The sequence below is a fragment of the Streptomyces flaveus genome, assembly GCF_014647675.1.
GTDB lineage: Bacteria > Actinomycetota > Actinomycetes > Streptomycetales > Streptomycetaceae > Streptomyces > Streptomyces flaveus.
Genome location: NZ_BMPQ01000003.1, coordinates 461,023 through 482,713 on the forward strand (window position 1 = coordinate 461,023; position 21,691 = coordinate 482,713).

The window sequence follows — 21,691 nt, forward strand, 5'->3', positions numbered from 1 at the left end:
GCGCAGCGAGAACGGGCTTCCCTAACAAGTGTTTGGTAGGTTAGCGTGGCTCCATGACAGACGTCGAGGGTCCGGCGTACGTGCCCGGGCACGGGCTGCTGAAGGGGCGTACGGCCGTCATCACGGCTGCCGCGGGCGCGGGGATAGGCGGGGCCACGGCACGCCGCTTCCTGGAGGAGGGCGCGCGCGTACTGATCAGCGACGCGCACGCGCGGCGGCTGAAGGAGTACGAGGGGGAGCTGGCGGCCGAGTTCGAGGGGGTCGCGGCGCTCGCCTGTGACGTCACCGACGAGGCTCAGGTGCAGGCGCTCTTCGACGCAGCCCAGCGGCTGCACGGGCGGCTCGACATCGTGGTCAACAACGCCGGTCTCGGCGGGACTTCGGACCTCGTCGACATGACGGACGAGCAGTGGTCGAGAGTGCTCGACGTGACGCTGAATGGCACCTTCCGGTGTACGCGGGCGGTACTGCGGGCGATGCGGGAGTCCGGTGGCGGCGGCGTGATCGTCAACAACGCCTCCGTCGTCGGCTGGCGCGCCCAGGCCGGCCAGGCGCACTACGCCGCCGCGAAGGCGGGCGTGATGGCGCTGACCCGGTGCGCGGCCATGGAGGCGGCCGAGTACGGGGTGCGGGTGAACGCCGTGTCGCCGAGCCTCGCCATGCACCCGCATCTGGTGAAGGTCACCAGCCCCGAACTGCTGGAGGAACTCACCGAGCGCGAGGCTTTCGGGCGGTACGCCGAGCCCTGGGAGGTGGCCAACGTGATCGTGTTCCTCGCGTCCGGCTACTCCTCGTACATGACCGGCGAGGTCGTGTCCGTCAGCAGCCAGCATGCCTAGGACGACAATGGATCCGTGCCTACGAAGAAGAAGCCCCAGGTGACCGCCTCGCCCGCCAGGCGCAGTGAACTCCTCGGCACCGCCGCCGAGGTCTTCGCCGAGCAGGGCTACAACGCCACCACCGTCCGCAAGATCGCCGACCACGCGGGCATGCTCGCGGGCAGCCTCTATTACCACTTCGACTCCAAGGAGTCGATGCTGGAGGAGATCCTGCGGACGTTCCTGGACGAGCTGTGGGACGGGTACGACACCGTCCTGGATGCCGAGCTCGGGCCCCGGGAGACGCTGGAGGCCCTGGTCATCGAGTCCTTCCGGGAGATCGACCGGCACCGCGCGGCCGTCGCCATCTACCAGAAGGAGTCCAAGCACCTGGCGTCGCAGGAGCGCTTTGCGTTTCTCGCCGACTCGCAGCGCAAGTTCGAGAAGGCGTGGCTGAGCACGCTGGAGCGGGGGGTGGCCGCCGAGGTCTTCCGGGAGGACCTCGACATACGGCTCACCTACCGGTTCGTGCGCGACACGGTGTGGGTCGCCGCGTCCTGGTACCGGCCCGGCGGACAGCACGGCCCCGAGGAGATCGCCCGGCAGTACCTGTCGATGGTGCTGGACGGGATCGCAGTACGTACGTAACCGAACTGGATCGACATCGCACTGGATCGACCGTAGCGAACTGGATCGACTTGATCTGACTGGGAGTTGTCATGGCCGAGGCCTACATCGTCGAAGCGGTCCGTACGCCCGTCGGGCGCCGCAAAGGTGGCTTGAGCGGGGTGCATCCCGCCGACCTGGGGGCGCATGTGCTGAAGGCTCTGGTCGCGCGTGCCGGCGTCGACCCGGCCGCCGTCGAGGACGTCGTCTTCGGCTGCCTGGACACCGTGGGGCCGCAGGCCGGTGACATCGCGCGGACGTGCTGGCTGGCGGCAGGGCTGCCCGAGGAGGTGCCGGGGGTGACGGTCGACCGGCAGTGCGGTTCGTCGCAGCAGGCCGTGCACTTCGCCGCGCAGGGTGTGCTGTCCGGCACGCAGGACCTGGTGGTCGCGGGCGGTGTCCAGAACATGACGCAGGTCCCCATCGGGTTCGCCTCCGGGCGGGCCACCGCTCCACTGGGGCTCACGGAGGGGCCGTTCGCGGGGAGCGAGGGGTGGCGGGCGCGGTACGGGGACCAGCCGGTGAACCAGTTCGTCGGCGCCGAGATGATCGCCGCCAAGTGGGGTATCAGCCGCCTCGACCAGGAGGAGTTCGCGCTGCGGTCCCATCAGCGGGCGATCGGGGCGATCGACGAGGGCCGCTTCGAGCGCGAGACCGTGGCGTACGGCGACGTCACGGTCGACGAGGGGCCGCGCCGGGACACCTCACTGGAGAAGATGGCCGGCCTGAAGCCGGTCATCGAAGGCGGCACCATCACCGCCGCCTGCTCCTCCCAGGTCTCCGACGGCGCCGCCGCGATGCTGCTGGCCTCCGAGCGGGCGGTACGCGAACACGGCCTGACGCCACGCGCGCGCGTCCACCACCTCTCCGTACGAGGCGAGGACCCCATCCGCATGCTCACGGCTCCGATCCCGGCCACGGCACACGCCCTGAAGAAGACCGGCCTGACCATCGACGACATCGACCTTGTGGAGATCAACGAGGCTTTCGCTCCCGTCGTCCTGGCCTGGCTGAAGGAGACGGGCGCGGATCCGGCAAAGGTCAACGTCAACGGGGGCGCGATCGCCCTGGGCCACCCACTGGGCGCGACCGGCGTCAAGCTGATGACGACGCTGCTGCACGAACTGGAGCGCACGGGGGGCCGGTTCGGCCTGCAGACGATGTGCGAGGGGGGCGGTCAGGCGAACGTGACGATCATCGAGCGGCTCTGACGCCCGCCGGTCACCTCAGTGCTTGGCGACAGCCAGTTCCTGGAGCACCCGCTCGGCATCGGCCATCACGCGTTCCACCAGTTCCGCGCATGACGGCAGGTCGTCGATCACTCCCGCCACCTGGCCCGAGGCCATCACCCCCAGGTCCGTACGGCCCTCGACCATCGACGCGCGCAGCAGCATCGGTGTGTTGGCGGCGAGCAGGACCTGGCTCCAGGACAGGTTCTTGCCGTGCTTCAGGGCGAGGCCGTCGCGGATCATTCCGGGCCAGGTGAGGCCGGAGAGCTTCCGGAAGCCGGCGGCTCGGCGTACTGCGCGGGCCAAGGATCTCGTACGGCCCGCTCCCTCAAGGGAGTTGACCAGGTCCGTGCGGAGCATGCGGTGGGGCAGGCCGTCCACTGCCCTCGTCACCGTGACGTCCTTCACCGTCGCCGCGAGGTACTCGGCCTTCACCGCGTCCGGCACCGTCGAGTCCGAGGTGAGCAGGAAACGGGTGCCCATGGCGATCCCCGCCGCCCCGTACGCGAGCGCCGCGACCAGGCCCCGGCCGTCGAAGAAGCCGCCCGCCGCCACGACGGGTATCTCCACCGCGTCCACGACCTGTGGCAACAGCACCGTCGTCGCCACCTCGCCCGTGTGCCCGCCGCCCTCGCCGCCCTGCACGATCACCGCGTCCGCACCCCACGCCGCGACCTTCTCGGCATGGCGGCGGGCCCCGACGGACGGGATGACCACGACACCCGCGTCCTTCAGTTCGGCGATCAGCTCACGGGAGGGCGCGAGCGCGAACGAGGCGACCTTCACGCCCTCGTCGATGATGATCCGCACCCGTTCGTGAGCATCGCCCGCGTCCGCTCGCAGGTTCACGCCGAACGGCGCGTCCGTACGGGACTTGACCTCCCGGACGGCCCCCCTCAGCCCCTCCACGGTCATCGTCGCGGAGGCCAGAATCCCCAGAGCGCCCGCGTTTGCGGAGGCGGAGACCAGGCGAGGGCCCGCGACCCAGCCCATACCGGTCTGCACGATCGGATGGCGCACCCCGACGAGTTTCGTCAGCGCGGTCTCCATCAGCCCTTGACCTCACGGTTGCGCAGCCCCTGCGGGTCGAGCACCTCGCGTATCAACTCCAGCTCCTCCCCGGTCGGTTCGCGCGTGTACGGCACCTTCTCGGGAACCGTCAGCTCGAACCCCGTCGCCTCTCTGACCTCCTCGACCGTCACCCCCGGATGCAGCGAGGCGAGCCGCATCGAGCGGTCCGGGGTCGCGAAGTCGAACACGCCGAGGCTGGAGACGACCCGGGGGATGCGGTGGAAACGGGTCGTCGTGGGACCGGCCGCCGCGGCGCTGTCGTACCCCACTCCGCAGATCATGTCGACCTTCTCGACGAAGACCCGGGTGGAGTGCCGGGGGACCCAGTAACTGACCGGATTGTTCAGGGTGTTGACCGGCGCGCCCCGCACCCCGAGAAGCTGCCGTGCGGGCCGTTCCCAGTCGCCTATGCAGGAGATGTTCTGGTTGCCGAACCGGTCGATCTGGCTCGCGCCCATCATCACGTGCCGTCGGCCGCCGGTGACCATCGTGAGGTGCTGCCGGTACGGCAGCCAGCCCTCCACAGTGCCGTCCGGGCCGACCAGCATCGCCTCGCCGTCGGTGAGGAGCAGGTCGGGGGCGAAGGTCAGCCTGGCGAGCCGGGCGCCTATGGACGGGACAGTACCCATGGGACTGGCGAGCACCTCGCCGTTGTCCCGCCAGGCCTCGGCGCAGGTGATCACGCAGTACTCGGCGCGCGTCACGTCGCTCAGTACCTCGCTCATCGCCGCTCCTCCTCCAACGCGTGCCAGGCCTGTACGGCGGACTGGTAGTCCTTCTCGCCTCCGTGCAGGAACCGCTCGGTGAACTCCGGCCAGGGTGTGGTCGCGTACAGCCGCTGGAAGCCCTCGTCCCGGTCGTAGTCGGGCGCGCAGGACGTGAAGTGCGCCCCGTTCGGCGTCTCCACCACGCCGGTCACGCTGTGCCGCTTGATCAGCAGGGTCTGCGGGGCGGCCTCCTTCGTCAGCTCGGCCGTGTCGACGATGCGCTCGCAGGAGACATACGCGGTGTCGGCCGCCTCGCAGAACAGGTCGTCGAAGTACGGATCCGGGCCCAGATACTGCCCGTTGCCGAGACGGTCCGCGCGGTTCACATGGACCAGCGCGGCGTCCATGCGCAGGGCGGGCATGGCGACGAAGGTCTCCTGGAGTCCCGTCGACGCGTCCTCGTACGGTGAAGTGACCGTCCGCAGGCCGGGGTTGACCCGCATCACATCCGAGCCGACGCCGGCCCGCACCGGTATGAAGGGCAGCCGGTTCGCGGCGGCGTGCAGACCCCACATGAACATCGCCTCGTCGATCTCCATCAGTTCGAGAGCACCGCTCTCGCGCGCCGAGCGATAGTGCGGTTCGAGCGGGATCGAGTCGAGGGTCGCGAAGGCGGCGACCAGTTTCCGTATCCGCCCGGCGGCCGCGAGCATGCCGACGTCCGGGCCGCCGTACGAGACGACCGTGAGATCGGTGATCCCGGAACGGAGCAGTGCTCTCACCAGCGCCATCGGCTTGCGGCGAGACCCCCAGCCTCCGATGCCGATCGTCATCCCGCTCTCCAGACGGCCGACGACCTCATCCGCCGACATGGTCTTGTCGCTCAACTCACCGGCCCTCCTTTCCGGATGTGTCATGGCTGGACGCGTCATGGCCGAATGTGCTCCGAACTCGGTCCGCCACCCCGCTGAGGCCCGCCTCGAAGGTGAAGCCCTGCTCGAAGCGGTAGCTCCGGCGCACGTCGACGGGGTCGATGCCGTTGATGGCGGCCTTGGCGAGCCGGATCAGCTGCCCGTCCTTGGCCGCTATCTCCCGCGCCAACTCCAGGGCTGCGTCCAGAACTTCGGCACGCGGAACGACCCGCCACACCGAACCGTGCGCGTGCAACTCGGCCGCCGTGGCCGTACGCGAGGTGTAGTACAGCGCGCGCATCAGGTGCTGCGGCACGAGGCGGGCCAGATGCGTGGCCGCACCCAGCGCGCCCCGGTCCAGCTCGGGCAAGCCGAAGGTGGCGTCATCGCTCGCCACGATCGCGTCCGCGTTCCCCACAAGCCCGATGCCGCCGCCCAGGCAGAAGCCCCGCACGGCCGCCACCACGGGCACCTCGCACTCGTACACCGCGGCGAACGCCTCCGCGCAGCCGCGGTTGGCGCCTATCAGCGCATCATGGCCCGTCGCGCCACGCCGACCGTCCTGCTGCCGCCCATAATCCCGCCGGTCCTGCTCCGGCCGGTCCTGGTCCCGCTGTATCTCCTTGATGTCGACGCCCGCGTTGAACCCCCGCCCCTCGGCGGTCAGCACGACACAGCGGATCTCGGGGTCGCGGCCCGCCGTGCGCACGGCGTCGGCCAGGTCGAACCAGCCGCGCACCGGAAGCGCGTTCACGGGCGGGAAGTCGACCGTGACTACGGAAATCCCCTTTTCCGGGGACGAGGTGGAGACACCCATGGACGCATCAGCTACCTTTCCACCAAACATTTGTTAGGTGCGATCTGAAGTGAAGGTAACAGCGAATGCCGACCAGCGGGAGGCCCTGTGGACAACCGGGAGGACACCCGGCAGGACAAGCGACTCGTGGTTGTCACCGGCGGAACCCGCGGCGTCGGCGCCGGGATCGCCCGAGCGTTCGCCGAGGCGGGCGCCGAGGTCGTGGCCTGCGCCCGCAGACCGCCCGAAGCACCGGTCGAGGGTGTCGAGTTCATGCCCCTCGACGTGCGTGACCCGACAGCCGTACGCGACTTCTTCGATGCGCTGCCCCGGCTCGACGTCCTGGTCAACAATGCGGGCGGCGCCCCGTACCGGCTGCTCGCCGACGCGGACGCCGAGCGGCATGCGCGCGTGATCGAGCTCAATCTCACCGCACCGCTGACCGTGTCCCTGGCGGCGTACGAGCACCTCAAACGCGCCCGGGGCTCGGTCGTGATGATCGGCAGCGTCAGCGGGACCCGGCCCTCTCCCGGTTCGGCGGCCTATGGTGCGGCCAAGGCGGGCCTGGAGAATCTGGCCCGGTCGATGGCCGTGGAATGGGCGCCGGACGTCCGCGTCAACACGCTGGTCGTCGGGATGGTCCGTACCGAACTGTCCCCTCTCCACTACGGGGACGAGGAGGGCATCGCCGCCGTGTCCCGCACAGTTCCGCTGGGCCGCCTCGCCGCGCCCTCCGACATCGGCGAGGCGGCCGTGTTCCTCGCCTCGGACGCCGCCGCGTACATCACCGGGGCCGGCCTGCTCGTGCATGGCGGGGGAGAGCGGCCCGCCTTCCTGGACGCTGCGACCGTCAACAAGGAGAAGTGACATGACCGGAATCTGCGACGGCCGGGTCGTGATCGTCACCGGCGCGGGACGTGGCCTCGGACGGGCGCACGCCCTCGCGTACGCGGCCGAGGGGGCGCGGGTCGTCGTCAACGACCTCGGTGTCGGCCTCGACGGAGCGCCCGGGCCCGACAGCCCGGCCGCACGGGTCGTCGAGGAGATCCGCGCGGCGGGCGGCGAGGCCGTCGCGCACGGCGGGGACATCGCCACGCGCGAGGGCGCCGAGTCGCTGATCGCGACGGCACTCGACGCGTTCGGGCGGCTGGACACGCTCGTCAACAACGCCGGGTTCCTGCGCGACCGGATGCTTGTGAACCTCGACGAGGACGACTGGGACGCCGTCATGCGCGTCCACCTGAAGGGGCACTTCCTGCCGCTTCAGCAGGCCGCTGTGTACTGGCGGGCGGAGGCGAAGGCAGGGCGTACGCCTGAGGCGCGCGTCGTCAACACCAGCTCCGGGGCGGGGCTGTTGGGGTCGGTCGGGCAGGGCAACTACAGCGCGGCGAAGGCGGGCATCGTCGGGCTCACGCTGGTGGCCGCCGCCGAGATGGGGCGCTATGGAGTGCAGGTCAACGCGATCGCGCCAGCCGCGCGCACCCGTATGACCGAACGAACCTTCGCCGAGACGATGGCGGCGCCGGCGCCTGGCAGCGGCTTCGATGCGATGGCGCCCGAGAACGTCTCGCCGCTCGTCGTCTGGCTCGGGTCCGCCGCCAGCGCCGGGGTCACCGGCCGGGTCTTCGAGGCCGAAGGCGGCCGTATCACCGTGATGGAGGGCTGGCGGGCCGGGCCGAGCGCCGACAAGAGGGCCCGCTGGACGCCGTCCGAGGCCGGGGATACGGCACTCAAGCTGCTCGCTCAGGCGGAGCCGCCGCAGCCGGTCTACGGGGCCCGGTAGAGCAATCGGGAGGGCAATCGGCGTACGACACCCAGGAGATGTGTCTGCGCCGTCCGGTTCCGGAGACCTCGTCATACTCGGCGGCGTGGCAGCGTCCACGACAGCAATGTCCGTACGCGGTCGTCCCGTATGTGCTCGACCGCCTCCTCGGCGGTCGTGCGAGGCGGGCTGTCGGGCTTCTCCTCGGCGAGGAGTCGCTCCAACGCGGCGATCGCACGTGGATCCTGACGCACGGCCAGCCCGCGTGCCGCCTCCGCCACCACCTCCGGATCCGGGTCGTCGAGGAGCGTGGCAAGGGCGTCCCGCAGCGCGGGGGTGTCCGTGTCGAGTACGGCCAGGGCCGTCGTCGCCCAGTTGCGTACGTCCCTGTCCGCGTCCCCCGCCAGGGCGACGAGCCGCGCGATGCCCTCCGCGTGAGAGGCGGGAACGAGCCCGCACAGGGCGACGGCGACGGCGCGTCGTACGCCGGTGTCCGGGTGGCCGGCGTACCCGAGGATCTCGGGAAGTGCGGTGGGGTCCTGGTGCTGCCCGAGCGCCGCGACCACGGATCGCAACGTCAACGGCTGCTCGGTCTCGCGCGCCAACTCCCGCAGCAGCGGCACGCTTTGGCTCGCGAAGGGGCGTACGGCTGTCTCGTCCTGCTCCGGCCCGCCCTCCGCCCCCAACCGCCCCAGCACATCCGCTCCGAACGCCTGCCGCAACGGGTTCGCGCCGTCGCCGCACCAGAGGGCCGCCGCCCGGAACGTCTCCTCGTCGCCGCGCCGGGCGAGCGCGGTCACCGCCTCGGTCCAGTCGTCGTTGTCGGGGTCGCCGAAGCGCAGGGCGCGGTCGGCGAGTTCGGGGGCGGGGGCCGCGATGCTCAGCGATGTCTCCAGAAGGGTGACGATGGCCGCGTGGCCCGTCTGCTGGTCGTTGCCCGAGCTCGGGCGGCCGTCCATCAGCAGTAGGACCTCGACGGTCACGCCGCCGTCCTCCGGGAAACGGTGGGTGACGTACTCATGGCCGGGCCCGTGCGTGCGCTCCAGGCCCGCCCGCAGCTCCGCCTCCACGTCCACGGTCAGCCGGCGCCGGGCCTCGGTCAGCGCCTCGGACCGGGCCCGCGCCCCGTGCACGAGCAGGGCGCGTACGCAACCGGGGGAGCCGCGGCGCGCGGCCGTCACCAGCGGGGACTCGCCGGTGGGGCCCGGACGGTTCGGGTCCGCGCCGCCCGCGAGCAGCGCGGCCACCACGGGCGCGTGGCCGCGCTGGACAGCCCAGGTCAGGGCCGTGAACCCGCCCTCCTCCACCAGATCCGGCCGCGCCCCGGCCGCCAGCAGCGCACGTACGACCTCCGTGTGCCCGCCGCACGCCGCTCCGCACAGCGGCGAGTCGCTGCCCGCGCTGAGCCGGTCCGGTGAGGCTCCGGCCGCCAGGAGGAGGCGTACGACACCTGGGTCGTCCGTCATGGCCGCCAGATACAGGACCGTCTGGCCGTCCTCGTCCACCGATTCCGGACTCGCGCCCGCGCACAGCTGCCGTACGACCGCGTCCTCGTCGGCCTCGTACACGGCGGTGAAAAGAGCGGCCGCCAGATCGTGCGTGTTCATCCTTCGACCTTCGCCCGTCAGACGTGTGCGGGGCAAAGCATTTCGCCATGAATCACGTGACGTTGCCCATACGTCGCACTGGGCTAGGTATCGCACTCCAGCACCGTGCGGCACAGGCCGCAGCGGGCCCGCACCCGGCCCCGTACCGGCACCCGGATCCGCTGATGGCAGGTCGGGCAGGGGAACGACACGCGCAGCGGGCCATGGCCGTCGGGGGTGAAGTCGTACGGGACGCCGACGGGACGGCCGAGGTGGTCCTGGGCGTGGCGGCGGTCCTTGGCGTAGCGGCGGCGGCCCGCCCAGCCGGCCGCGGTCAGCGGGGGCTGCTGCTCGTCGTGGCGGGCCCGCGCCATGCCCTTCGTGTACGCCGTGTACGCCTGCGGGCTGGTGAACCACGTCGAGGGATCCTCGCCGAAGACCAGGGACCGCTTGGCCAGCACGTATCCGTACTCCTCCGGAGTCAGATAGCCGAGCTTCTGCGAGGAGGCACCGTCCTCGCGGAACGCGTCCAGCAGCAGCCAGCCCGCGCCCAGATACGTCGTCGCCGTGTCCGTGAGGATCTCGTTGTCGCGCGTGCCCGGGAACGACAGGTCCAGACGGTGCAGATAGACATGCATGATCTCGTGGGCGAGGGCGGCGCCGATGTCCCTGCGGTGGGAGCGGAAGCGGTCGTTCAGCTCGATGAAGTACTCGGGGCCCGCGGCGAGTTCGACGCTCGCCGCGTGGTGCATCTCGCGGAAGCCGACGATCATGCGGGCGTCCGGCAGCCGGAAGTGCTGGACCAGCTCGCGGGCCACGCGCTGGGCGCCCAGGTACAGGTCGTCATGATCGGCGAAGGCCACGTCGGCGGGGGCCACGCTGGTGTCGAAGGTGTGGATGGTGTCGTACGAGAGCCGCTTGTACAGCGCGGTGATCGCCGCCCGCACCGTGTCCAGGTGCGGGTAGCCATGCTCGACGGGACCGCCGTTCGCCACGCCCGCACCCCCCAGGAGGCTTGAACCCACATCCACGATAAGCGTCCGGTGCCTGCGGGTGGCGGTGAGAGCCGACAGTAGGGTGAACGGTCATGACCACCAGCAACAACGGAACCGAAGGCGTCGAGCCTGTTGCCCCCGCTGTCCGCGCCGAGCTCGCCAGGCTGCGCGACAGCATCGACAACATCGACGCCGCCGTCGTCCATATGCTCGCCGAACGCTTCAAGTGCACCCAGCAGGTCGGCCACCTCAAGGCCGCCCACCAGCTGCCGCCCGCCGACCCGGCCCGCGAGGCCCACCAGATCGCCCGCCTGCGCCGGCTCGCGGAGAACGCCAAACTCGACCCCGCGTTCGCCGAGAAGCTCCTCAACTTCATCATCGCCGAGGTCATCCGCCATCACGAGAGCATCGCCGACAACACGAACATCGTTCAGCAACAGCAGTAACCGGTTTCGGCTTCTCAGCCGTCCCGACGGCAACCGTCTTTTACCGGCTGGCCCTGTTCCTCGCGCTTTTGTCCGCGCACCCCCTCGGCCTCAGGGCCGAAATGAGGCATCCTGCGCGCAGCACTCCTTGTCAGTCTGTGAGTACTCCCTGTCAACCGGGCCGGGCACCATCTGGTTGTCCAAGCGAGGGGACTTCGCGCAATGCCGTCGGATGCCAAGATCCTCATCGTCGACGACCATGAGGAAACGCTCTATGCGCTGGAAAGCGCCCTGGCCCCGCTCGGCTACCGGCTGGCGCGCGCCTCCAGCGGCGACGCCGCCCTCAAGGAAGTCCTGCGCGGCCAGGTCGGACTGCTCGTCCTCGATGTGCACATGCCCGACGTCAGCGGCTTCGACGTCGTCCGCTACCTGCGCCGCCTGGAACAGACCCAGCACATTCCCGTCATCCTGGTCACCGGTTTCGGCCCGGACGCCGAACTCACCACCACCGCCTTCCGGCTCGGCGTCGCCGACCTTGTGATGAAACCCATAGACCCCTGGGCCCTGCGCACCAAGGTGCGATACCTGTACGACGCCCACCAGCGCTACCTGCGGATGAAGCAAGAGGTACGCGAACTCCGGTCGCTGGTAAAGGAGTTACCGCCCCCGAACCAGACCCTCGAACCCGAAACCCGCCTCGACACCCGCGTACCGCCGCAGCGGCCCGTCCTGCGCGAGCACGACCAAACCGCGTAGGACCATCTGCGACCCCGAGGACCGCGCACATACGAGGCAGCCGACCGGAACCCGATCGGAACCCGACCTCACCTGCGCCGAACCCCACCCATCAGGCAACATGTCCCCATGTCCGTACTGACGCGCGCCGAAGCGCAGCTCCGTGCCCGGCTTCTCGACGTCCACCGCTACCAGATCGAACTCGACCTGACGCGCGGCGACGAGCTCTTCGACTCCCGTACCGTCATCCACTTCACGGTACGGAGCGACCTGGAGGCCGTGGACACCTTCGTCGAGCTCAAGCCCGCCGAACTGCGCAAGGCCGCCCTCGACGGACAGCTGCTCGACCTGGACACCCTGGCCGAGAACCGGCTGCCCCTCAAAGACCTCACCCCGGGCGAGCACGAACTGCACATCGACGCCGTCATGCGCTACTCACGCACCGGCGAGGGCATGCACCGCTTCACCGATCCCACCGACGGCGAAACGTACGTCTACACCCAGCTGTTCATGGACGACGTCCAGCGGGTCTTCGCCGCCTTCGACCAGCCCGACCTCAAAGCCGTCTTCGAACTGTCGATCAAGGCCCCCGAGGACTGGACCGTCCTCGCCAACGGGATCACCGAGCATCTGGGGGAGGGCAGGTGGAAGGCGGCGAAGACCCCGCTGATCTCCACCTACCTCGTCGCCGTCGCCGCCGGCCCCTGGCACTCCGTGCGCACCGAACACCGAGGCCTCCCCTTCGGCATCCACTGCCGCCGCTCGCTGGCCCCGTACCTCGACGCCGACGCCGACGAACTCCTCGACATCACCCGCGCCTGCTTCGACCGCTACCACGAGAAGTTCGAGGAGCCCTACCCCTTCGACTCCTACGACCAGGCCTTCGTCCCCGAGTTCAACGCCGGCGCCATGGAGAACCCGGGCCTGGTCACCTTCCGCGACGAGTTCGTCTACCGCTCCGCCGTCACCGACACCGAACGCCAGACCCGCGCCATGGTCATCGCCCACGAAATGGCCCACATGTGGTTCGGCGACCTCGTCACCCTGCGCTGGTGGGACGACATCTGGCTGAACGAGTCCTTCGCCGAGTACATGGGCTACCAGACCCTCATCGAAGCGACCCGGTTCACCGGCACCTGGACCGACTTCGGCGTCACCCGCAAACCCTGGGGCTACGAAGCCGATCAGCGGCCCTCCACCCACCCCGTCGCCCCCGACCCCGAAACCGTCCCCGACACCGCCTCCGCACTCCTCAACTTCGACGGCATCTCCTACGCCAAGGGCGCCTCCGCACTACGCCAGCTCGTCGCCTGGCTCGGCGAGAAGGACTTCCTCGCCGGCATCAACACCCACTTCGCCCGGCACAAGTTCGCCAACGCCACCCTCGCCGACTTCATCGAATCCCTCGCCGACACCACCGAACGCGACGTCCACGCCTGGGCCGACTCCTGGCTGCGCACCACCGGAGTCGACACCCTCACCCCGAAGATCGGCCCCACCGACAACGGCACCTGCACCCTGACCATCGCCCACCACGGCAGCCGCCCCCACCGCATCGCCGTCGGCCTCTACGACCGCGACCTCAGCGACGAAGGCCGCCTCAGCCTCCGCGAACGCCTCGAAGTCGACGTCCCCCAGACCGAACCGGCCCACCCCATCGGCAAACGCCCCGCCCTGCTCCTCCTCAACGACGCCGACCTCTCCTACGCCAAGATCCGCTTCGACACGGACTCCTTCGCGACCGTACGCGCCCACCTGTCCGCCCTGCCCGACCCGCTCACCCGCGCCGTCGTCTGGAACGCACTCCGCGACTGCGTACGCGACGGCGAACTCGCCCCCACCGCCTACCTCGACACCGCCCGCACCCACCTCCCGCACGAGACGGACCTCGCCCTCGTCCAGGGCGTCCTTGCCTTCGCCGCCACCCAGATCGCCGACCGCTACCTGCCCGCCCCCGACCGGCCCGCCGCCCTCGCCACCCTCACCTCCCTGTGCCGCGACCTGATCCGCCGAACCGAGGACGGCTCCCACCCCGGACTGCGCCTCACCGCCGTACGCCACTTCATCGACGCAGCCGCCCAACCCGACACGATCACCGCCTGGCTCTCCGAAGGCACCGTCCCCGGCGGCCCCGAACTCGACCCCGAACTGCGCTGGCGCATCCTCGGCCGCCTCGCCGTACTCGGCGCCATCGACGACGCCGTCATCGACGCCGAACTCGTCCAGGACCCCAGCGCCACCGGCCAGGAAGGCGCCGCCCGCTGCCACGCCGCCCTCCCCGACCCCGAAGCCAAACGCCAGGCCTGGGAGGCCATGTTCACCACCGACAACCTCTCCAACTACCTGTTCACCGCCACAGCCAAGGGCTTCTGGCAACCCGAACAGGCGGATCTGGTACGGGACTACGTCCCCCGCTACTTCAAGAACGCCCCGGCCGTGGCAGCCCGCCGAGGCCCCGCGATCGCCGAAGCGGCGGGCCGCTGGGCGTTCCCGGTGTATGCGGTCTCACCCGAGACACTCCGCCTGGGCAAGAAGTGCCTGAACAAGGCCGACCCGACACCGGCGCTGCAGCGCAAGCTGGTGGATCAACTGGATGACATGGAGCGGGCGTTGAGGGTGAGGGAGGCATAACGGCACCCTCGTGAGCAGGGCCGGGGGTGCGGGTGACCCCGAGGGGCCGGAGGCCCCAAGGGGCGCGGGGAACTGCGCGACAAGCCACAACGAACCCGCACTCGCCCACGAACCCAACCCACCACCCCCGTAGGCGCCCCGCCCAACCCGCGGAGCGCACCGTACCCCCATTCGGGTAACGATCGTTGAGCCTCCGGGCGCGCAGCCCCAACCCCGCGCCCCGGAGGACCACCATGAGCCCGCTCGCATCAGACGTCGCACCAGGCCTCGCATCAGGCCCCCAAGGCCCCGCCGCCCTACGCCCGTTGCTCACCACAGTGCTCGACGCACTACGCACCGGCGCCGCCGCAAGAAGAGGCCCACTCCCCACAGGCGGCCCCGAAACGGTGGCCGCACGCATACGCACCGCACTAGGCGACCCCCTGCCCCAACACGGCGACCCGGACGCCCTCCGCACCCTCGTCCACGCCTTCGCGGCAGGCGCCGCCGACCCCGCCGACCCCCTGTGCACCGCCCACCTCCACTGCCCGCCCCTCGCCGTCGCCACAGCCGCCGACCTCGCCGCCAGTGCCCTCAACCCCTCCCTCGACTCCTGGGACCAGGCCCCCGCCGCCTCCGAGCTGGAAACCCTGGTCACGGCAGCCCTCGCCAAGGAGGTGTACGGCAAACAAGCTGACGCCCTCGTCACCACCGGCGGCACCGAGTCCAACCAGCTCGCACTCCTCCTCGCCCGCGAACTGAACGGCAACGTCCAACTCGTATGCGCGGAGAACGCCCACCACTCCCTCCACCGCGCCACCTGGCTACTCGGCCTCCCCGAACCCGTCACCGTCCCCGCCCCCACAGGCACACTCGATCCCGCCACCCTCGACGAAACCCTCACCAAGCTGCCCGGCCCACTGATCGTCGCCGCCACCGCCGGCACCACCGACGCCGGACTCATCGACCCGCTCCCCGCCATCGCCGACGTCTGCCACACCCACGGCGCCCGCCTGCACATCGACGCCGCCTACGGAGGAGCCCTCCTCTTCAGCGACCGCCACCGCAGCAGACTCGACGGACTCACCCGCGCCCACACCGTCACCCTCGACCTGCACAAACTCGGCTGGCAGCCCATCGCCGCAGGCCTGATCGCCGTCCAGGACCCGCACGACCTCCGCGTACTGGAACACCACGCCGACTACCTCAACGCCGACGACGACACCGAGGCGGGCCTCCCCGACCTCCTCGGCCGCTCCCTGCGTACGACCAGACGCCCCGACATCCTCAAAACCGCCGTCACCCTCAAAACACTCGGCCGCCAAGGACTCGGCACACTCGTCGACCAAGTCTGCGCCCACGCCCGCGAGTTCGCCCACCTCATCGCGTCACACCCCGGCTTCGAGCTCTACGCGCCGCCCACCATCAGCACCGTCCTCTTCAGGCCCACCCAAGCTACCGACGACGCCGTCGCCGACATACGCCGCACACTCCTCACCCAAGGCCACGCCGTCCTCGGCCGCGCCCGCCCCGACGGACGCCTCTGGCTCAAAGCCACCCTGCTCAACCCGCACACCACAGCCGGCGACCTCGCCGCACTCCTGAAACTGGTGGAAGGACACACCCCCCGATGATCCCGAGGCCCCGCCCCGCACAGCACGAACCCGAAGCACCCCGCGACCTGATCGGCATCGGCATCGGCCCCTTCAACCTCTCCCTCGCCGCCCTCGCCCACCCCCTCGCCGAACTCGACACCGCCTTCTACGACCAGCGCCCCGCCTTCGACTGGCACCCCGGCCTCCTCATTGACGGCGCCACCCTCCAAGTGCCCTTCCTCGCCGACCTGGTCACCCTCGCCGACCCCGTAAGCCCCTGGTCCTTCCTCAGCTACCTCCGCAGCCGCGACCGCCTCTTCCCCTTCTACTTCGCCGAGCGCTTCCACATCCACCGCGCCGAATACGCCGCGTACTGCCGCTGGGTCAGCGACCACCTGCCCGCACTCCACTTCGGCCACCACATCGACGCCGTCCGCTGGAATCCCGGGCTCGACCTCTTCGAAGTCGACTTCACCCGACGCCCCGACCCCGAAGGCCCCGACCTCGACGGCGACGACAGCGAAGAAGGCGAAGCCCACGGCCGTACGTACGCCAAGAACCTCGTCCTCGGCATCGGCACCGCCCCCCACATCCCCGAACCGCTCCGCCCCCTGGTCGAAGCCCCCGGCGTACCCGTCATCCACGCCGCCGACTACCTCGAACACCGCGAACAACTCCTCACCGCCGACCACATCACCGTCATCGGCTCAGGACAGTCAGGCGCCGAGATCTACCTCGACCTCCTCCGCCACCGCCCCCCAGGCCGCGAAAAAATCCACTGGCTCGCCCGCACCGAAGCGTTCGCCCCCATGGAGTACTCCAAACTCGGCCTCGAACACTTCACCCCCGACTACACCCGCTACTTCCACGCCCTGCCCGAACCCGTACGCGACCGCCTCGTCCCCGCCCAATGGCAGCTCCACAAAGGCATCGACGCCGACACCATCGCCGCCATCCACGACGAGCTCTACCAGCGCACCCTCCACGGCGGCTGGCCCGACACCGTCCTCACCCCCGGCATCCACGTCCGCACCGCAGGCCGCATCGCCAGGACGCGCATCGAACTCCACCTCGAACACGTCCAGCAGGGCACCCGCACCCGCCTCACCACCGACGCCGTCGTCCTCGCCACCGGCTACCGCGAACGCCCCCTCGACCCCCTCCTCGCCGGCCTCGACCCCTACGTGCTCCGCGACAGCGCCGGCCGCCCCCACATCGACGACCAGTACCGCCTCACCCTCGACCCCACCGTCACCGGCTCCCTCTACGTCCAGAACGCCGAACTCCACACCCACGGCGTCGGCACCCCCGACCTCGGCCTCGCCGCCTGGCGCAGCGCCACCATCCTCAACTCCCTCACCGGCAAAGACCCCTACCCACTCCCGCAGCGCACCGCCTTCACCACCTTCGGCCTCGAAGACGGCACGCCGGGAAAACACGGAATTACCGGAAACCGGGGAATTACGGGAAAACCGGGGCACCCTCCCGCGTCAGCTTCCACCCCACCGAAGCGAACTCCTTCGGATCCAGCGTGCCCTTCTGAGTCACCCACTCCGCGATCCGCGTACGGATCTCCGTCGACTCCGACCACACCTCCGTAGCCGCCGCCACATGCGGAAACGCTCCACCACCATTGGCCCGGTAGTTGTTCACCGCGAACACGAACTCCTGCGCGTCATCCAGCGCCGCACCGCCGTAGGAGAGGTTCTTGATCCGCGAACCGGCCGCCTGCGCGACATCGATCTCGTAGGTCAGCCCCGACACATAGTCGTAGTTGTAGTCCGGGCGGCCACCCGCATTGGTCAGCTTCTCCACATCCACGGGCGCACCCGCCGCCGTCCGCACGAAATACTCCGCCGAATACTCCAGATACGCCCGCACCTGCACACCCGTCATCACCTTCGCGACCAGCGTGTTGTCGTACACATACAGACTCGACAGATCCCGGATGGTCACCTCGCCGGCCGGGATCTCAGAGGTGCGGGAGAAGGGGGACGCCTGTGCGATCACCGGCAGCGAGGCGTACTCCGTCCCCGCCAGCGCCGCCTTGACCACGTCCTCCTGGACCTTCGTGATCAAGTCGATGATCGGCGCGTCCTTATAACGGGCATCGACCGTCGTCAGCGTCTCCGTCGCCGCCCCGACCACCTGATTCACGTACGCGACCACGACGTCGTGCTCGTCCTTCAGCAGCCTCGTGATCTCCGGATCATCGGCGACCGCATTCGAGTTCAGCACCGAGGCCGCCACGGACTCGACCTCCCACCGCCCCCGCTTGAAAACCAGCTCGAAATCGAAGAGAGACAACCGCTCCGCATACGCCAACGGCTCCGACAGCACCACGGCCTTGCCGGTCTTCTCGTTGGTCACCTTCAACTCGGGAATCTCCACATGCGCATGCCCGACGAGAATCGCGTCGATCCCCGGCACCTGCTGCGCCACCAACGCCGCCGAATTCTCGACATACGGCAACTGATCACCGTACGAAGACCTCCCCGACGACCCACTGTGCGCCGAAACGACCACCACATCCGCACCCATCGACCGCAGCTTCGGCACCCACTTCGCCGCCTGCTCCTCAAGCCCCGGGAACGTCAACTTCCCCTGCACATATGCCTTGTCCCAGATCGCGATCCCCGGATTCGTCAGCCCCAGCACAGCCACCTTCACCGGCGGCAGACCCCGCACATGGAACGTCTTCATGAAGTACGGCGGAAAAGCCGGCCGCAGCGTCTTCGCATCCAGCGCGTTCGCACCCAGCAGCGGGAAGTGACACTGCTCCTCGAATTTCCGCAGCGTCTCGATGCCGTAATTGAACTCATGATTGCCGAGCGCCACCGCGTCATACCCGATCGCGTTCATCGCCTGCGCCATCGGATGCACCGGCCCGCCCTCGGCCGTGATCGGATCGACCTTCGCGTAGTAATACGTCAGCGGAGTGCCCTGGATCGTGTCGCCCGCGTCCAGGAGCAGAGTGTTGCGGCGGCCCTTCTCCGCACGGACCTGGTTCACCAGGGTCGAAATGCGGGCCAGGCCTTGTGCGTTGCCCGCTGTGTCGGCGTACTCCGCGTCCTTGAAATAGTCCCAGTTGAAGACATGGCCGTGCAGATCCGTCGTGCCCATGACGGTCAGTGCATACCGCTTCACCGGCTTCCTGCCTCTCCTCGTCTCCGCAGCGCGCGCCGCCGGAGCCGCGACCGTACCGGTGAGCGCCACCCCCGCCCCAGTCACGGCGGACTTCTTCAGGAACTTCCGGCGGTTCAACGGCATGACTCGTAACTCCCTGGGAGGGTGGGATCCGGCGCGCGCATGGTCAACAACGCGCGTAGATTCTGACCCGGTCATGACCAGCAGCAACAGACCCCCCAGGTTTCGATCTGATGACCAACCAGCCCCACAACCAGGCCACCGATGACAGAGTGGGACGTATGACCCCAGCCGCAGAGGAACCCCGCCCCGCAACCCCCTACGGCACACCGGAGGCCCCCCGCATCGCCGTCCGAGGCGAAGCCCACCTCGAAGTCGACCCCGAAATCGCCCGCATCGTCATCACCGTCATGGCCCGCGGCACCGACCGACGCACCGCCCTCGACGACCTCACCCGCCGCAACGCCATCGCACTCGACCTCGTCAAGACATACGGCGAAGCCGTGGAACGCGTGGAAACCGGCGCCTTCTCCATCAGCCCCGAACTCACCAAACACGGCCGCGGCGAACGCATCCGCGCCTACCACGGCCGCGTCCACACCACCGCCGAACTCACCGACTTCACCGCACTCGGCGAACTGACAACACAGTTGGCGGACCTCGACCTCACCCGCGTCGACGGCCCCTTCTGGGCCCTGCGCCCAGGCTCACCCGCCCACCGCCAAGCCCGCCAACAAGCAGTACGCGAAGCCGTCCAACGCGCCCGCGAATACGCCGAAGCACTCGGTACGACACTCGCCGCACTCGTCGAACTCGCCGACATCGGCGCGGAAAACACCCAGCAATTCGCAGCACCGGGCTCAAGCCGCATGCGCAGCGCCGGCTACGCCCGAGCCGCCGAAGACACCGCCGCCGCACCCCTCGACCTCGAACCCCAACGCCAACACGTCTACGCCCACATCAACGCCCGCTTCACAATGGCGCCGCCCCAGCTCTAGCAACGAGAGCTCTGGTAACGAGCTCAAATGCTCATCGGAGCACCCCGGCGCACAATTCAACACTTGTCAATAGCCCTTCACGCAAAGGTCGTTGAGTAGTCATGCATGACCAATTCCCTACCCACCGGTAAGCCCTAGGCTCGAACCATGCGCCGAGCAAAGATCGTCTGCACCCTGGGCCCCGCAACCGACTCGTACGACCAGATCAAAGCACTGGTCGAAGCCGGAATGGACGTAGCCCGCTTCAACCTCAGCCACGGCACATACGCCGACCACGAGGAGCGCTACCAGCACGTACGAAAGGCCTCCGACGAAACCGGCCACAGCGTCGGAATCCTCGCCGACCTTCAAGGCCCGAAGATCCGACTCGGCCGCTTCAGCGAAGGCCCCGTACTCCTTGAACGCGGAGACACCTTCACCATCACCGTCGAAGAAGGCATCCAAGGCGACCGCCAGACCTGCGGCACCACCTACGACGGACTCGCCGCCGACGTCACCACCGGCGAACGCATCCTCGTCGACGACGGCAAAGTCTGCCTCGAAGTCACCGCCGTCGACGGCCCCCGCGTGCACACCACCGTCGTCGAAGGCGGCATGGTCTCCGACAACAAAGGCCTGAACCTCCCCGGCGTCGCAGTCTCCGTCCCCGCCCTCTCCGACAAGGACGAAGCCGACCTCCGCTGGGCCCTGCGCACCGGCTTCGACGTCATCGCCCTCTCCTTCGTCCGCAGCGGACGCGACATCAAGGACGTCCACCGCATCATGGACGAAGAGGGCCGCCGCCTCCCCGTCATCGCCAAGGTCGAAAAACCCCAAGCCGTCGACAACATCAACAACATCGTCGCAGCCTTCGACGGGATCATGGTCGCCCGAGGCGACCTGGGCGTCGAAATGCCGCTGGAACAGGTCCCGATCGTCCAGAAACGCACGATCAAGCTGGCGAAGCGCAACGCCAAGCCCGTCATCGTCGCCACCCAGATGCTCGACTCGATGATCGACAACTCCCGCCCGACCCGCGCGGAGGCGAGCGACGTCGCCAACGCGGTCATCGACGGCACGGACGCGGTGATGCTGTCCGGCGAGACAAGCGTCGGCAAGTACCCGATCGAGACGGTTCGCACGATGTCCCGCATCGTCGAGGCCGCCGAGGAGGACATCCTCGCGAAGGGCCTCCCGCCCCTGACCGAACGCAACAAGCCCCGCACCCAGGGAGGCGCCGTCGCCCGAGCGGCCGCCGAGATGGGCGACTTCCTGGGCGCGAAGTTCCTGGTCGCTTTCACCCAGTCCGGCGACACGGTCCGCCGCCTCTCGCGTTACAGGTCGCCGATCCCCCTCCTGGCCTTCACCCCCGACCCGGCCACCCGCTCCCAGCTCAACCTGACCTGGGGCGTCGAAACCTTCCTCGGCCCCCACGTCAACTCCACCGACGCGATGGTCGACCAGGTCGACGAACAACTCCTCAAGATCGGCCGCTGCCAGAAGGGCGACATCGTGGTGATCACCGCCGGGTCGCCGCCGGGGGTCTCGGGCTCGACGAACCTGGTCCGTGTGCATCACATCGGCGAGGATGACGCGCCCAAGTAGGGGGAGTCCAGCAAGAAGCGGATGTTCACGACAACGTGAGCATCCGCTTCTCGATT

The 21,691-nt window shown here is 69.2% G+C and carries 18 protein-coding genes and 1 pseudogene; 12 read left to right on the forward strand and 7 right to left on the reverse strand.

The window, feature by feature from the left end; all coding sequences use genetic code 11:
- The first annotated feature begins 53 nt into the window (after nt 1–53).
- The 3 genes from IEZ21_RS08815 (at nt 54) to IEZ21_RS08825 (ending at nt 2,695) form a co-directional block, all read left to right on the forward strand.
- Complete coding sequence (locus IEZ21_RS08815) at nt 54–839, forward strand: SDR family oxidoreductase (protein ID WP_189321289.1); 786 nt, start codon at nt 54–56, stop codon at nt 837–839.
- A gap of 15 nt (nt 840–854) precedes the next feature.
- On the forward strand, nt 855–1,466 hold the full coding sequence (locus IEZ21_RS08820; protein ID WP_033318022.1) for a TetR/AcrR family transcriptional regulator: 612 nt from the start codon (nt 855–857) through the stop codon (nt 1,464–1,466).
- Between the two features lie 71 nt (nt 1,467–1,537).
- Nucleotides 1,538–2,695 (forward strand): acetyl-CoA C-acetyltransferase, encoded by a 1,158-nt coding sequence (locus IEZ21_RS08825; RefSeq protein WP_189321290.1) that lies wholly within the window; start codon nt 1,538–1,540, stop codon nt 2,693–2,695.
- A gap of 15 nt (nt 2,696–2,710) precedes the next feature.
- On the opposite strand, the gene IEZ21_RS08830 is transcribed toward IEZ21_RS08825, so the two are convergent.
- Genes IEZ21_RS08830 through IEZ21_RS08845 form a run of 4 tightly spaced genes read right to left on the reverse strand, consistent with a single transcriptional unit; the run spans nt 2,711 to nt 6,219 of the window.
- On the reverse strand, nt 2,711–3,763 hold the full coding sequence (locus tag IEZ21_RS08830; RefSeq protein ID WP_189321291.1) for an NAD(P)H-dependent flavin oxidoreductase: 1,053 nt from the start codon (nt 3,761–3,763) through the stop codon (nt 2,711–2,713).
- Nucleotides 3,763–4,509: a CoA-transferase subunit beta gene (locus IEZ21_RS08835; RefSeq protein WP_189321292.1), complete on the reverse strand. Its 747-nt coding sequence runs from the start codon at nt 4,507–4,509 to the stop codon at nt 3,763–3,765. The genes IEZ21_RS08830 and IEZ21_RS08835 overlap by 1 nt, the downstream gene beginning before the upstream one ends.
- Entirely contained in the window at nt 4,506–5,378 is an 873-nt protein-coding gene (locus IEZ21_RS08840) for a CoA transferase subunit A (RefSeq protein WP_189321293.1), read from the reverse strand. Before IEZ21_RS08840 ends, IEZ21_RS08835 begins: the two co-directional genes overlap by 4 nt.
- 1 nt (nt 5,379) lies before the next feature.
- Entirely contained in the window at nt 5,380–6,219 is an 840-nt protein-coding gene (locus tag IEZ21_RS08845; RefSeq protein WP_189321294.1) for an enoyl-CoA hydratase family protein, read from the reverse strand.
- Nucleotides 6,220–6,306: 87 nt separating this feature from the next.
- Between IEZ21_RS08845 and IEZ21_RS08850 the strand changes: the two genes are divergently transcribed.
- Nucleotides 6,307–7,065, forward strand: coding sequence for an SDR family oxidoreductase (locus IEZ21_RS08850; protein WP_189321295.1), 759 nt, complete (start codon nt 6,307–6,309; stop codon nt 7,063–7,065).
- A 1-nt stretch (nt 7,066) separates the two neighbouring features.
- Nucleotides 7,067–7,981 (forward strand): SDR family oxidoreductase, encoded by a 915-nt coding sequence (locus tag IEZ21_RS08855; protein WP_189321296.1) that lies wholly within the window; start codon nt 7,067–7,069, stop codon nt 7,979–7,981.
- A 71-nt stretch (nt 7,982–8,052) separates the two neighbouring features.
- On the opposite strand, the gene IEZ21_RS08860 is transcribed toward IEZ21_RS08855, so the two are convergent.
- Together IEZ21_RS08860 and IEZ21_RS08865 are read right to left on the reverse strand one after the other, a co-directional pair.
- Nucleotides 8,053–9,567 carry an ankyrin repeat domain-containing protein gene (locus tag IEZ21_RS08860; RefSeq protein WP_189321297.1) on the reverse strand — a complete coding sequence of 505 codons (1,515 nt, stop codon included), beginning with the start codon at nt 9,565–9,567 and terminating at the stop codon, nt 8,053–8,055.
- Nucleotides 9,568–9,650: 83 nt separating this feature from the next.
- Nucleotides 9,651–10,541: a hypothetical protein gene (locus IEZ21_RS08865; protein WP_189321298.1), complete on the reverse strand. Its 891-nt coding sequence runs from the start codon at nt 10,539–10,541 to the stop codon at nt 9,651–9,653.
- A gap of 92 nt (nt 10,542–10,633) precedes the next feature.
- Between IEZ21_RS08865 and IEZ21_RS08870 the strand changes: the two genes are divergently transcribed.
- From IEZ21_RS08870 to IEZ21_RS08890, 5 genes and pseudogenes are all read left to right on the forward strand, one after another.
- Nucleotides 10,634–10,987: a chorismate mutase gene (locus IEZ21_RS08870; RefSeq protein WP_189321299.1), complete on the forward strand. Its 354-nt coding sequence runs from the start codon at nt 10,634–10,636 to the stop codon at nt 10,985–10,987.
- Nucleotides 10,988–11,188: 201 nt separating this feature from the next.
- On the forward strand, nt 11,189–11,722 hold the full coding sequence (locus IEZ21_RS08875) for a response regulator (RefSeq protein ID WP_189321300.1): 534 nt from the start codon (nt 11,189–11,191) through the stop codon (nt 11,720–11,722).
- Between the two features lie 108 nt (nt 11,723–11,830).
- The gene (gene pepN / locus IEZ21_RS08880) at nt 11,831–14,332 is read left to right on the forward strand and encodes an aminopeptidase N (RefSeq protein WP_189321301.1); all 2,502 of its coding nucleotides are present in this window, start codon (nt 11,831–11,833) and stop codon (nt 14,330–14,332) included.
- A gap of 233 nt (nt 14,333–14,565) precedes the next feature.
- A complete protein-coding gene (locus IEZ21_RS08885; RefSeq protein WP_189321302.1) occupies nt 14,566–15,945 on the forward strand; it encodes a pyridoxal phosphate-dependent decarboxylase family protein in 1,380 nt (459 codons plus the stop codon).
- A pseudogene (locus IEZ21_RS08890) lies at nt 15,942–17,336 on the forward strand (lysine N(6)-hydroxylase/L-ornithine N(5)-oxygenase family protein); the annotation flags it as partial. The gene IEZ21_RS08885 and the pseudogene IEZ21_RS08890, both read left to right, overlap by 4 nt.
- 31 nt (nt 17,337–17,367) lie before the next feature.
- Here the strand turns inward: IEZ21_RS08890 and IEZ21_RS08895 are convergent.
- On the reverse strand, nt 17,368–19,176 hold the full coding sequence (locus tag IEZ21_RS08895; protein ID WP_189321303.1) for a bifunctional metallophosphatase/5'-nucleotidase: 1,809 nt from the start codon (nt 19,174–19,176) through the stop codon (nt 17,368–17,370).
- Between the two features lie 158 nt (nt 19,177–19,334).
- Between IEZ21_RS08895 and IEZ21_RS08900 the strand changes: the two genes are divergently transcribed.
- Together IEZ21_RS08900 and pyk are read left to right on the forward strand one after the other, a co-directional pair.
- Entirely contained in the window at nt 19,335–20,051 is a 717-nt protein-coding gene (locus IEZ21_RS08900) for an SIMPL domain-containing protein (protein ID WP_189321304.1), read from the forward strand.
- Nucleotides 20,052–20,198: 147 nt separating this feature from the next.
- Complete coding sequence (gene pyk, locus IEZ21_RS08905) at nt 20,199–21,635, forward strand: pyruvate kinase (RefSeq protein WP_033318008.1); 1,437 nt, start codon at nt 20,199–20,201, stop codon at nt 21,633–21,635.
- The last annotated feature ends 56 nt before the right edge of the window (nt 21,636–21,691 follow it).